At 60.8% G+C, this 13,213-nt stretch carries 9 protein-coding genes and 1 pseudogene; 1 reads left to right on the top strand and 9 read right to left on the bottom strand.

Going from position 1 to position 13,213, the window contains the following annotated elements:
* Positions 1-102: 102 nt before the first annotated feature.
* Positions 103-446 (top strand): annotated as a pseudogene (locus tag ABD791_RS12670) (IS21 family transposase); the annotation flags it as partial.
* Between the two features lie 80 nt (positions 447-526).
* Here ABD791_RS12670 and ABD791_RS12665 read toward each other — a convergent pair.
* The 9 genes from ABD791_RS12665 to ABD791_RS12625 all read right to left on the bottom strand — a co-directional run bounded on the left by ABD791_RS12665 (position 527) and on the right by ABD791_RS12625 (position 12,962).
* Complete coding sequence (locus tag ABD791_RS12665; protein WP_345067135.1) at positions 527-1,147, bottom strand: TetR/AcrR family transcriptional regulator; 621 nt, start codon at positions 1,145-1,147, stop codon at positions 527-529.
* A gap of 617 nt (positions 1,148-1,764) precedes the next feature.
* The gene (locus tag ABD791_RS12660; RefSeq protein ID WP_345067132.1) at positions 1,765-3,312 is read right to left on the bottom strand and encodes an APC family permease; all 1,548 of its coding nucleotides are present in this window, start codon (positions 3,310-3,312) and stop codon (positions 1,765-1,767) included.
* A gap of 113 nt (positions 3,313-3,425) precedes the next feature.
* On the bottom strand, positions 3,426-4,475 hold the full coding sequence (locus ABD791_RS12655; protein WP_345067129.1) for a hypothetical protein: 1,050 nt from the start codon (positions 4,473-4,475) through the stop codon (positions 3,426-3,428).
* 1,361 nt (positions 4,476-5,836) lie between these two features.
* The gene (nrdF, locus tag ABD791_RS12650) at positions 5,837-6,811 is read right to left on the bottom strand and encodes a class 1b ribonucleoside-diphosphate reductase subunit beta (protein WP_345067126.1); all 975 of its coding nucleotides are present in this window, start codon (positions 6,809-6,811) and stop codon (positions 5,837-5,839) included.
* Between the two features lie 92 nt (positions 6,812-6,903).
* Complete coding sequence (nrdE, locus tag ABD791_RS12645) at positions 6,904-9,009, bottom strand: class 1b ribonucleoside-diphosphate reductase subunit alpha (RefSeq protein ID WP_345067490.1); 2,106 nt, start codon at positions 9,007-9,009, stop codon at positions 6,904-6,906.
* A gap of 32 nt (positions 9,010-9,041) precedes the next feature.
* Positions 9,042-9,446 carry a class Ib ribonucleoside-diphosphate reductase assembly flavoprotein NrdI gene (nrdI, locus tag ABD791_RS12640; protein ID WP_345067123.1) on the bottom strand — a complete coding sequence of 135 codons (405 nt, stop codon included), beginning with the start codon at positions 9,444-9,446 and terminating at the stop codon, positions 9,042-9,044.
* Positions 9,447-9,571: 125 nt separating this feature from the next.
* Positions 9,572-9,805: a glutaredoxin-like protein NrdH gene (gene nrdH, locus ABD791_RS12635; RefSeq protein ID WP_345067121.1), complete on the bottom strand. Its 234-nt coding sequence runs from the start codon at positions 9,803-9,805 to the stop codon at positions 9,572-9,574.
* Between the two features lie 430 nt (positions 9,806-10,235).
* Entirely contained in the window at positions 10,236-11,675 is a 1,440-nt protein-coding gene (locus ABD791_RS12630) for an MFS transporter (protein WP_345067118.1), read from the bottom strand.
* 246 nt (positions 11,676-11,921) lie between these two features.
* Positions 11,922-12,962, bottom strand: coding sequence for a type IV toxin-antitoxin system AbiEi family antitoxin domain-containing protein (locus ABD791_RS12625; RefSeq protein WP_345067115.1), 1,041 nt, complete (start codon positions 12,960-12,962; stop codon positions 11,922-11,924).
* Positions 12,963-13,213: the final 251 nt, after the last annotated feature.

Below are 13,213 nucleotides of genomic sequence, written 5' to 3'. Positions count from 1 at the left end.
TGAACCGGACGGAAGCACTTTGTCATTATTATCGAATTATTCAGTCCGACTATAGGGCATCATTCGACCGGCTGTCAGCTGATCTGGCGGCGAGACGGCGATGGGTACGACAGGTGCTGCAAGAACTACCAGCAGCATGTCCTCGTCATGGGGGCTGCTTCCCGAGTGGGTCACACGGAGGGCGGACGGTCGAGGTCGACTGGTCTGGGCCGACGATGCAGCTAACCGACCCCGTGGCCGGGCAGCTGACCCGGGTGTTCTTGTTCGTCGGATGCGTGCCGTTCTCGAGATACGCGTTCGTGGAACCAACCCCGTGCAGCAAGGCACCTGGCTGCGCGCAGGTGGCGATGTTCGACTGGTTCGGCGGCAGCGTGCCCCGGGTGATGCCCGACAATCTGAAGACCGGTGTGATCAAACATCCCGAAGAGGGCGAGGCGGTGCTCAACAAACATCCTCACCCGCTCGCTAGCTAGCTCTCTCGATGTCTTGCGGAGCAGTGGCTACGGTGAATGGCGGCCGCGGTCAATCAAACGCGCCGCGAGATCTCGACGCCGTCACATAGCCAGGGGCCGAGGGCGAGCGTTACCAACTCCCGCTGCCGCCGTGGTTGCGCCGTCGAGGCGCCGGGAAGCAGCCATTCCATTTGCAATCCGAAGACGAGCACAAGCAACAGCTCACTGAGATCGACCGGTGATGCGTCAGCCACGACCTCCTGATCGTCAATCGCTTCGCGGATGTGGTCGCGAAGCAGTCCGAACCACTTCCGTTCCATCTCGAGCTGAATCCCGTTCATCTCCGGATAGCGTTCGCTGTTGAATAGGTAAGAGATCGCGGTCGCACCTTCGATTTTGGATTGCTCGCTCGCCGGTAGCAGTTCGTCAAGAATCGCAACCACAGCTGAAAGACCGCGAAGCTGCATGCTCGCGGACTGGATGCGCTCGTTCAGGGGCGCGAACGACAAGCGGAAGCTTTCCAGGACGACTTCGTCGATGGTGTCGAAGTAATTCCAGAGCGCACCCGCCGACATCCCGGCTTCCTTCGCCAGCTCCCTCGTTGTCGCTTTCATCAGCCCGACACGCGTGACAAGCTCGATGTGCTTGTGGAGAATCTCTTGTCGGCGTTCTTCCCGATTGACGATTTTGGGCATGCGCTCATTCTCCCAGCTGAGAACTTCTCCCCGAGGCTCCGCCGCCGAACTTCGTACGGAAATGACGGCGCCCCAGAGCATCTTTCAGCACGAGCTTCAGCCGAACGGCTGCGGCTCGCGTCAACGCGGGACGGTGCTTCCGGTGTTCACTGAAACGCCATGTGCACAAGCGACGAACCTGCGAGCCACTTCTGCATTCCCCCCCCTATAGCCGCGGTAGGCCTTCACGTCTTCCGTCAAGACTGCGGTTGCACACGATCGAGGAGGCCGACGCAGCCTTCGTGTGGATCCGCCCGACGATCAATCTGTGGACCGATGATTTACCCGGTGAGGCGCTGTCCATTGCGATGGGCGACAAGACCGGCATCGACGTTGCGCGGGTGCAGGCCATCGAGGCGGCGGTTCCCACGATCCTCACCGCTACGTCTACGGATTCGGAATCGGAATCGGAATCGGATTCGTCGGCAAGGCACTCGAGAAGCGCTGAACGACTCGACCGCCGGTCGTATCGGCGAATGCGGAACGCCCCCGGCTGACGCCGGGAGCGTCCTGCGTTCGCGGGTACCCAATCCGTCCGCGGGACACCCGGCCGGCACCTCTGATATCGCGCTTAGGAGTCAGGGAACCGGGTCGAAGTCCCTGTCCGTTGCCGCTGACCTGTCGACGTCGTCGTCCGAGCGGCTCTGGATGCGCGCCGACCGCAAAGCGGCTGCTTCCTCTGGCGAGTCGCCAGCGGCAAGGTCGAGATATGTGCGTGGCTTGTTCTTCTTGAGCCAGAACCCAAATGCGATTCCGAGCACCAGGGCAGCCAGCACCAGCACCGGTAGAATCATCGTCCAGCTGGCCTCGACCCCGGTGATCCATTGAATGCCGAAGATCTCGATGACTGTCGCCAGAACCAACAGCACCCCTGCGAGCGCAGGCGCCATGAATGTCTTCCACCAGTGACGCTCCGATGCCGGACGCCTCATAAAGAATCCGACCACCGCCCAAGAGGCCATTGCTTGCAGAGTGGTCGCCGCAATCGCGCCGACACCGAAGGCCACCGATGAAAGCTGTGTGTACGGATCGATCCCAACCATCGCTGATACCAGGGGAACCACCAGGCCGAGACCCAGGAGGGTGAAAACCGCGGAATACGGAGCCCCGTAACGATTCAGTCGGCCCAAGTAGCGCGGCAGCAGCTCTTCGCGAGCAAGGCTGTTGTAGTAGCGAGACATGAAGTTCGTGATGGAGATGGCCACCGCCATCTGGGCGAACAGGGTGAACAGCGAGAACAGCCAGAGGCCAACCGGCCCGAGGTAGTCGGCGACCACTGCGAGCACCCAGGCTCCCAGGCCATTCTCAAGGATCACCTCCATCTGCCCTTCGACTCCCGAGACCGAGGTGAGCGTCCAGGTACTCAGAACAAGCACTGCCACGAAGAGCACCAACGCGCCGTATAGGGCGCGAGGAACCGTCTTCTCGGGCCGCTTGGCCTCCGGCGCATAAAGGGCGCCGGCCTCGTAACCCTGGAAGCAGAGGAAGGCGAAGATCAGGGCAACCGACCACGTGCCGATCCCGAAGACTGAAGGTTGGATGACCTCGACGGGAAAGGCTGCGATTCCGTTGCGTGCGAAAATCGCGATGGCCAGGACCACAAGCAGAACGACCTCACCGATGACAATCACACCAACCACGTAGGCGCTCAGATTGATTTTTCGATACGCCAAGAAACCGACGATGAATACGATGATCACCAGCAGCACCTGCCACGGCGCATCAATACCGAATAGGGACTTGATGATCTCGTGAGCCAAGAACGCTTGAATCGCGATAGCGCCAATGAACCCGAAGACGTAACCGACGACAGCGACCATGGCACCTCCCACTCCGGCGGGTCGACCGAGGCCACGAGCAATGTAGCTGTAGAAAGCGCCCGGCCGGGTGATGCGACGCACCATCTGTACGTAGCCAACGCAGAATAGCGCGATCACGGCCCCCGCGATGATGAAGGCCAACGTTGTGGAAGGTCCGCCGAAGGCGAACGCGAGCGGGACGGTACCGGCCACAACTGCGAGCGGCGTGAATGCGCCGACGATTAGTGTAATGATCTTCCACGTCGTGAGTGTTCTCGGCGCGATCGTCGTGGTCTCATCCTGGCGGATTGGGGCGTCAAGAGACATTTGAATTTCTCCACTTCTTTGAGGAGTTGCAATGGGGTTTGAGGAGTTGCGATGGGTAGGGTGATACGTCTGAACAGCGAAGCAATGTGTCCCTTCGGGAGCGCTGCTCGTCTTTAGCGCTCCCTACTGAACTGTGGTGAGGCAGCAGGCATCTCTGCGGGGAACAACATGCCCGGCTCAGCCCTTACGACGTCAGGGATCCGCGACACGAGAGCCACATTGGTGATGTCGTATCCGGGAAACGGCTTGTAAACGAGGTGGTGGCTGGGCGTCCCGATCACGTCGAGGCTGTCGAATGCCTCCTCAATGGCAATCGGAAGAACCTTGATAATGCCTTCGAAACGGATGCCCCGATCGGTTTCGAATGCGACCGTTTCAACCAACCCCGTAGTCATACCCTGATCAATCGGCATGTTCCCTGCCTCCCAATGGAAGGTCCGGTCAGCGATCACTGGTTCGACGTCCTTCGTCACGATGCCTGTGATGAGGCCCATCCGCCGCGCGGCCTCGGTCATGGGCGCACCCAGTACGGACGGGTAGTCCTTCTGCCCTTGGGCGTGCCTAGAGAACTCCTCTGGAGTAAGTGGGAAGCCGACCTCTTCTCCGACGGACTTCGACAGCTGCTCGATCGAGAGCACGCTGGTGATCCGAACGGTGCTGATGTCGAGGCTCGAGGCTGCCACCATGGCGGGCATCTGTACCCACCAGCTGTCCTGCACCCCAGATGCCATGAAGCTGGCACCACCTCGCATGGCACGTTCGTGCATACGATCAGCCCATGCGTGGTCCCGTGTGAGCACATCTTGCTGCAGCGTTATCGCGTTGATGCCGCGGTCGAGCACCGAAGCGGCAAGGTCGAGTATCGGTTCCAGGTCGAGGGCCAGCGAGAGAACGACGATGTCGGGCTTCTCGACCAGCGAATCAAGGAGCGCATCAAGGGATCCACTGACGAAGATATCAGGGGCCCGCGGTGCTGTGATCAACTCACCGAGCGATTTGCCAACCTTAGCGCCGATGTCGACGACGCCCACGAGTTCGTGGCCGAGCTCGCACAGGATCGAGGCGATACCCGCGCCCTGACTCCCCAGCCCGACGAGGACGATGCGATACACGTCCTGCGTGTTGAGCGGTTCAGCCGACTTCGCCAGGGTTTCCAAGGTCACGACGGCATCCTTTCGATGTGTGCCATCACGGCGCTGCGGTCTGTCGTGAGCCATGATTTCCGGGCGGCATCGTCGGCGCGTACCCCGGCAGTTTGACGAAGGAAGGAGGCGTTGACGCGAGACTGACCGTCTTCAGATATTCCCCCGATCCCCGTGTCTCCCCGCGCAGCGCCGACTTCCGCGAGTGCTGCGGCGATCTGCTGGCCATGGATACCAAAGCCCTCAATGACCGCGGTGCATGAATTCAGAACGACCTCCTCGTCGTTTATTGAGCACTTGCTCATTTGTAGTTTATGGAGTGATGGGACCGGCGTCAACAGACGTCAGTAGTCACCCACACATCCGATTTCCGGCGGGGATCGGGCCGGCCGCATGCCAGCGGGTTAGTGAGCCGAACCTCGAAAGTGCCTGATGTCGTCGGCATTCACGATGTCAGCACGGGTGCAGCCATGGACGTCGCACTCCGACTTACAGGTCTGAACGAGGTCACGCGCATCAGCGAGTGTTCCGTCCGCCTTGGCGATTTCCAGCGATCCGATCCGGTTGAACTCCGGGTTGCCAAAGTAGCTCAGCCCGTACAAGTCATGGGGAGCAGCGAATCCACGCTCGAAATTCGGGTCGACACTTCGGCCCACGCGCTTTCGGTGGCTGTTTCAATCATTCCGTCGCGCATGACTTCTGGGCCATTTCCGGATCATGGAGTGCGTCGCAGAGGGAGGCGAACTCGTTCACTGTTAATCCAGATTTCCCGATCGTTCCGCAGGCTTTCCAGGAATTCACCCCGGGTCTGGGGTCGCAATCACAATTTCCGAACCCGAAACGGCCATCAAAAACTGCTTCTTGCGGGGCCTCAGTCGGCCGAATGTCTTGGCCAGAGAGACGAATTCAGGCCCCGTTCAAGGTTCGTGATGGTCCACGCGTCAGCCCACGTCCGTCCTGCAAGAACGTTCAACACAGTCACGTGGCTGAGGCCACACCCCGTCGCGACGGATCTAACGCTCCGCGATCCAATTGCCCGCTTCAGGTTCATCGCGAACTGCCGCGCGACCTCCGCGCTCGGGTCAACCGAAAAATTATCCGGCCAACCCTCGCAGAGGTCACGAGGCAGCGGCCGTTTCGAGTTAGCCACATGTGCCCCCTGCGCTATTCGTCACGAACCGCACACCTCGAGAAACTATCGGAGGCAAACGTGTTGGATTCGGCTACTGATTGATCAGATGCGGATGAGGCCAAGTCAGATGCGAATATGGCCAACTAGATTGCGAAACGGCAATGAGTTGGAATCGGCTACTGACACGTCAGATGCGAAAACTGCCAACTAATTTGCGAAACTGCCAACTAATTTGCGAAACGACAGAGACCTAGAAGTCCCAGTCCTCGTCTTCGGTGTTCACTGCCTTACCGATGACATACGACGAACCAGAACCCGAGAAGAAGTCGTGGTTCTCGTCGGCGTTCGGCGACAGAGCCGACAGGATCGCCGGGTTCACGTCGGTGACGCTCTTCGGGAACATCGGCTCGTAGCCCAGATTCATCAGCGCCTTGTTGGCGTTGTAGTGCAAGAACTTCTTGACGTCTTCGGTCAGACCGACCTCGTCGTAGAGGTCCTGCGTGTACTGGATCTCGTTCTCGTAGAGCTCGTACATGAGGTTGAAGGTGTAGTCCTTCATCTCATCGCGGCGCTCCTGGGTCTCGTTCTCGAGTCCCTTCTGGAACTTGTAACCGATGTAATACCCGTGCACAGCCTCATCACGAATGATCAGACGGATGAGGTCGGCCGTGTTCGTGAGCTTGGCTCGCGACGACCAGTACATCGGAAGGTAGAAGCCAGAGTAGAACAGGAACGACTCGAGCAGGGTCGAGGCGACCTTGCGCTTCAGGGGGTCATCACCCTGGTAGTACTCCATGATGATCGAGGCCTTCTTCTGAAGGTTCTGGTTCTCGGTCGACCAGCGGAACGCCTCGTCGATCTCCTTGGTGGAGCAGAGCGTCGAGAAGATCGACGAGTAGCTCTTGGCGTGCACCGACTCCATGAACGCGATGTTCGTGTAGACAGCCTCTTCATGCGGGGTGATCGCATCCGGAATCAACGAGACAGCGCCGACGGTGCCCTGGATGGTGTCGAGCAGGGTCAGACCGGTGAACACACGCATGGTGAGCTGCTGCTCGGCCGGGGTCAGCGTGTTCCACGACTGGATGTCGTTCGACAGCGGGATCTTCTCGGGCAGCCAGAAGTTATTGACCAGGCGGTTCCAGACCTCGACGTCTTTTTCGTCTTCGATCTTGTTCCAGTTGATGGCGTCAACGTGGGAGACGAGCTTGAGCTTGTCAATCATTTGAGTTCCTTTTTACGAGCGTGGGTCGAGCGTGTCGAGACCGGTTTGCGTGGTCTCGACAAGCTCGACCACCGAGAGAGCATCCAGAAAGGCTAGAGCATGCAGCTGACGCAGCCATCCACTTCAGTGCCCTCGAGCGCGAGCTGGCGCAGACGAATGTAGTAGATCGTCTTGATGCCCTTTTTCCAGGCATAGATCTGAGCCTTGTTGATGTCGCGGGTGGTGGCGGTGTCCTTGAAGAACAGCGTCAGCGACAGGCCCTGGTCGACGTGCTGGGTAGCCGCCGCGTAGGTGTCGATGATCTTCTCTGCACCGATTTCGTAGGCATCCTGGTAGAACTCCAGGTTGTCGTTCGTCATGAACGGCGCCGGGTAGTACACGCGGCCCAGCTTGCCTTCCTTGCGGATCTCGATCTTCGACGCGATCGGGTGGATCGACGAGGTCGAGTTGTTGATGTACGAGATCGAACCGGTCGGCGGCACGGCCTGCAGGTTCTGGTTGTAGATGCCGTGCTCGATGACGGATGCCTTCAGCTCGGCCCAGTCAGCCTGGGTCGGGATGGCGACGTTCGACGTGGCGAACAGCTCGGCGACGCGAGCCGTGGCCGGCTCCCATGCCTGGTCGGTGTACTTGTCGAAGAACGCACCGGTTGCGTAGGTGGAGTCCTCGAAGCCGGCGAACGCACGACCGCGCTCGATGGCGAGCTTGTTCGAGGCACGCAGCGCGTGGAACAGCACCGTGTAGAAGTAGATGTTCGTGAAGTCGATGCCCTCGTCGCTGCCGTAGTAGACACGTTCGCGGGAGAGGTAACCGTGCAGGTTCATCTGGCCGAGGCCGATGGCGTGCGAGAGGTCGTTGCCGTCTTCGATCGAGCGCACCGAGGAGATGTGGCTCTGCTCAGACACCGAGTTGAGGCCGCGGATGGCGGTCTCGACGGTCTGGCCGAAGTCGGGCGAGTCCATCGCCAGGGCGATGTTCATCGAGCCGAGGTTGCAGGAGATGTCCTTGCCGATCTCCTTGTAGGAGAGGTCCTCGTTGTAGGTGGTCGGTGTGTTGACCTGCAGGATCTCCGAGCAGAGATTCGACATGTTGATGCGACCCTTGATCGGGTTCGCCGCGTTCACGGTGTCTTCGAACATGATGTACGGGTAGCCAGACTCGAACTGAATCTCGGCGAGCGTCTGGAAGAAGTCACGCGCCTTCATCTTCGACTTCTTGATGCGCGGGTCGTCAACCATTTCCTGATACTTCTCGCTGACGGAGATGTCAGCGAACGGCACGCCGTAGACGCGCTCGACGTCGTACGGGGAGAACAGGTACATGTCCTCGCCCTTCTTCGCCAGCTCGAAGGTGATGTCGGGGATGACGACACCGAGCGAGAGGGTCTTGATGCGCACCTTTTCGTCGGCGTTCTCTCGCTTGGTGTCGAGAAAGCGCATGATGTCGGGGTGGTGCGCGTGCAGGTACACCGCACCGGCACCCTGACGGGCGCCGAGCTGGTTGGCGTAGCTGAAGGAGTCTTCGAGAAGCTTCATCACGGGGATGATGCCGCTTGACTGGTTCTCGATCTGCTTGATCGGCGCACCGGCTTCACGGATGTTGGAGAGCAGCAGGGCGACGCCGCCGCCACGCTTCGACAGCTGCAGCGAGGAGTTGATGCCGCGGCTGATCGACTCCATGTTGTCTTCGATGCGCAGCAGGAAGCAGGAGACGAGTTCGCCGCGCTGGGCCTTGCCCGAGTTGAGGAAGGTGGGGGTGGCCGGCTGGAAGCGGCCGGCGATGATCTCTTCGACCAGGTTGACGGCGAGCTTCTCGTCGCCGGAAGCGAGTCCGAGTGCGGTCATCACGACGCGGTCTTCGAAGCGCTCGAGGTAGCGCTTTCCGTCGAAGGTCTTCAGCGTGTAGGAGGTGTAGTACTTGAACGCGCCGAGGAAGCTCTGAAAGCGGAACTTCTTCGAGTAGGCCAGGTCGTTGAGCTTGGTGATGAACTCGAACGAGTACTGGTCGAGCACTGCCTGCTCGTAGTACTCCTTCTCAACGAGGTAGTCGAGACGTTCGCGCAGGCTGTGGAAGAACACCGTGTTCTGGTTGACGTGCTGCAGGAAGTACTCGCGTGCTGCCTCGCGGTCTTTGTCGAACTGGATTTCGCCGTTCGGACCATAGAGGTTGAGCATGGCGTTCAGGGAGTGATAGTCCATTCCCGTCGCTGAGGCGTCAAGCGGAGAAACCTTCACGGCTGTTGCTTCCAAAATGAATCCAATCCTTCGTGGACGATGCGCACATCATCCGGTGTTCCGAATACTTCAAAGCGATATAGGTGGGGAACCTTGCATTTCGCAGCAATGATGTCCCCGGCGAGGCAGAATGCCTCCCCGAAATTGGTGTTGCCAGCGCCGATGACGCCGCGGATCAGTGACCTGTTCTTCTCATCGTTGAGAAACCTGATCACTTGTTTCGGTACTGCTCCCCCGTCGATGCCGCCGCCATAAGTCGGCAAGCACAGAACGTAGGGTTCTTCGACGCGAAGCGGTTCTTCGCGTGCGTAGATCGGGATGCGCACGGCCGGCCGGTCGAGCTTCTCCACGAATCGGTGCGTGTTACCCGAGACACTCGAAAAATAGACGAGATCGGTCATCAGACACCCCTTTCTTTCGCGGGACGCGACTCAGCTGGCACGCACGCACTGCGATGAGTGCGGCTGCCGAGCCAGATCAAACAGGCCAAACAGATCAGACGTGAGGCAGGTGAATCAGGTCACGATCAAGCGATGCGCGCGGCCAGCTCGTTGATCTTGTCGGGACGGAAGCCCGACCAGTGGTCTTCGTCGGTGATCACGACGGGGGCCTGCAGGTAGCCCAGAGCCTTGACGGCTTCGAGTGCGTTCTCGTCGACCGAGAGGTCGAGAACTTCGTATTCGATGCCCTTGCTGTCAAGAGCGCGGTAGGTGGCGGTGCACTGCACGCAGGAAGGCTTGGTGTAGACCGTAATTGCCATGTCGTTGGACCTTTCTGGTCAGTTGAGAAGTGCTGAAATTTGGGAGCTGAGGGACCTGTATCAGGTGCGAAACCAGCCAAGGTGCCCCCGCTTGAACTGGTACTTCAATACTACATCTAGTGATTTCAAATAGGAACGGCCACTACATGCGGTAATTACAATTATGTAGTTATCCACCGACATTCCACCGGTTGTCCCCAGGCTGTGACTTCAAGAAGCCCTGTATTACGCGGGAGTAGCGAGAGTTATCCACAGCCTCCTCTTTGCCTTAATTTTTGCCTGTGGAAAGTCGCCGGGCGTGTCGGATTAACCACTAGATGTTGTGTTGCGCCGACCACTCACGCACAAGACATTCGTACTCTTGTCAGCCTCGCACCGACCACCGACACGCGGCAGCAGTCGCACGAATTTCAGGCGGATGCGGCGTCGCTTATGCCGCATGCGGCGCCACCGAGGCCCGGCCGCTGGTCACGGCGGCCAGCAGGCCGATCGCCGCAGCCAGCGCGAAGCATCCGACGAACGGCCAGGCTCCCCCGAACGGCGTCAGCGCCACGAACACGATTGCGGTCAACGCGATCGAAAGGGCCGAACCGATTCCGTCGGAGATCGAAATCGCCGAACTCGTGAAACCCTGCTCGGCCGGGCTTGCCGACTGCAAGGCCATCACCGACGTGCGCGGGTACATGATTCCCATGCCGGCCCCTCCGACGCCCCAGCCGAGAATCAGCACGAGCGCCGGGAGCGCGAAGACCGTCGTCACGATCGCGGCAACCAGTCCCACTCCCAACAGCGCGAGGCCGATGCGAATGCAGGCCTGGTGGCTGAGCGTTGCCGCATAGCGGCCCTGCACCTGGGAGGCGAGCCCCCACGCCACTCCCCCGAGGGTGAGACCGAGCCCGGCGTACACCGGGGTGAGCCCATACTGGTCGGTGAGCAGGTAGGGAATGTAGATCTCGGCACCGAAGAAGGCACCGGCGATGAGCCCGCGAAAGAGCACGACGCCGGGCAGACCGGATGCCGCGCGCAGGGTTCCGACCGGCAACAGCGGGCGCACGGCGAGCGCCAACACCGCGACCGACGCCACGGGCAGAATCCACCGGAACACGCCATCCGCATCGGCGGACAGGTTGAGCGCGAGCACCGCGATCGCGGCCAGTGCCGACCAGGCGATGCGGGAGATGCTCCAGGGGGCGGCATCCGGACTCGGCTTCTGACCGAGGCCGCGCACCGCCGGCAGCACCATCGCCAGGGCCGGAACCACCAAGACCACGACACCGAGAAAGACCCAGTGCCAGCTGAAGGCCTCGGCGACGACGCCGGCCAGAAATGGGCCGATCAGCGACGGGACCACCCAGGCCGCGGCGAAACCGGCGAAGATGCGCGGTTGCAGGAGCGCCGGGTAGACGCGCGCGACGATCACGTAGAGCGAGACGGTGATGCCGCCACCACCGAACCCGTGCAGCAGCCGGCCGGCCACGAGCACCTCCATGGTCTGGGCGGTGCCGGCAATGATCAAGCCGATCGTGAACAGCAGCACAGAGACGAGCAGCGCGCCACGCGGACCCCGACGGTCTGACCAGTTGCCGGCCAGCACCATTCCGACGACGCTGACGGCCAACGGGCCGGCGAACGCCAGTGCGTAGAGCGACTGGCCGTTCAAATCGGCGCTGACGGCCGGCATGATGGTGGTCACGGCGAGCGATTCGAACGCGGCGAGAAGGATGAGCGAGCACATTCCGATGCTGATCCAGCGATAACGCGGGCTGAGAACCCCTTCATTGGCATTCGCCGTCGCCGGCGCCGCGTCGGTCACGATCTCCGTATCGCCTGTTTCGTCGCGCGCTGCCGCGTTCGGCGTCTTCTCTGCCATGCGTTTATTCTCCCAGGTATGGTGCCGTTGTCATCTGGTGGCATCGCGGCCCGTGCCATCCAGTTACGCCAGCGCGAAGCATCCGTCGCGGCACGCACTTGTGAAGCTTGCACGTCGTCTAGCACGTGCGGCCAACGCAGACACGTGCCGCGAGCGGCAAAGGTTGTGCCGCGAGCGCGTCAGGCTGGTAAGCGCGAGTGTCAGGCTGATAAGTGGCAGGCGTGGTCACGCAAATGCCACGTGCAGTCACGCAAGTGGCATCCCATGCTCACTCAAGAAGCGGGAGAACAATCGCGGCGAGATCGCCGTGTCCCAATCCCACCTGTCGAAGCTGTCGCAGTCGGGGTGGGCGCGTAGCGCGTCTTCGCGCACCTTCTCGGCGACCATGACCTCGGCCGGGTCGCGGTCACCGAGCACAATACCGCGCGTGTACTTGTGCTTACCGTCGAACTCACCGATCTTTCGGATGCCCCGCCAGTAGCAGTCGACCCAACAATTGTGACCGTTCCCGACGACGAAATGAACCTGCAATTCAGGCACCTGAAAGCCAAGTTCGAAGATTCGCACTCGACTGAGCGACTCCCCGAGGTTCGCGGATAGCGGGTTCGCGAACGCAATCACCCTCTCCGCTTGCCGGAATCCGTATCTCGGATTCACACGCGCCAGCTCAGCGTAGAGATCCGCCTTCGTCAGCGCCGGGGTTCCCACCGCGCCCCGCTTGACCTCCGCGGCGGCTCGTTCTCCCTCCACTCTTAGTGCGTGGTCGGCCACCGTGACACCGTTGAGAAAACTCGAGCTCGCCGCAACATCGATAACCGTGCGCGCGAGGGACGTGACCAACAGCTCCCCATTTCTCACCGGCGCGGGAGTGGCACCGCTGCGATGACTCGTCACGAACCTCGACGAACTCCCACCGGCAGCATCCGGTTCCAGCGTGTGTACGGTCTTCGGCCAGCTCCCGACGATCGGCAAATCGTGGATGACAGCCGCAGACAAATGCGAAACGATCGCCGGCCGCCTCGTGAGTGCCATCGTCGAACGCACCACGAGTTGATAGCGGCCCTCCGCTCGCACGTCATTCCAGAGCTCGGGCTGCACATACATGCCGCGTCGGATGCGTACCAGCAGCCCCCGTGCAACAAGACTCTTCGCGGCGTGCGCATTTATCCCGGCCTCCCCGAGCGCCTTCGACGGGATCAACCCGTCATACCGGGCAGCGAGCACGGCGAGTGCAGCATCCGCTATCGAACCATCCGTAGTAATCGCCCGCGCTTGAGTTCTCTGCATGCCCCATGCTGGGCTCTTTGGCAGCACCGCATCCGAGACTTCCACCGAATCTGTGCAGACTCTCTCCGGACATCCGTTTGTGCAGAAGCAACGTGCCAGCGAGCACCCACGCTCTCGCGGCACGCGTTGGCGAACTGGGCACGCGGTAGTACACGTGCCCGCTTCGCAGACGCGTGCCGCGAGCGAAAACCATCACCCGGCCAGTGGCACGCGGCTGGTGCCCACGCGCCCCCCGATATCCGCTGCGCGAG

Origin of the sequence: Glaciibacter kafniensis, from assembly GCF_039538945.1 — a bacterium.
GTDB classification, from domain to species: Bacteria; Actinomycetota; Actinomycetes; order Actinomycetales; family Microbacteriaceae; genus Cryobacterium; species Cryobacterium kafniensis.
This window is presented reverse-complemented; position numbering and strand designations above follow the sequence as displayed.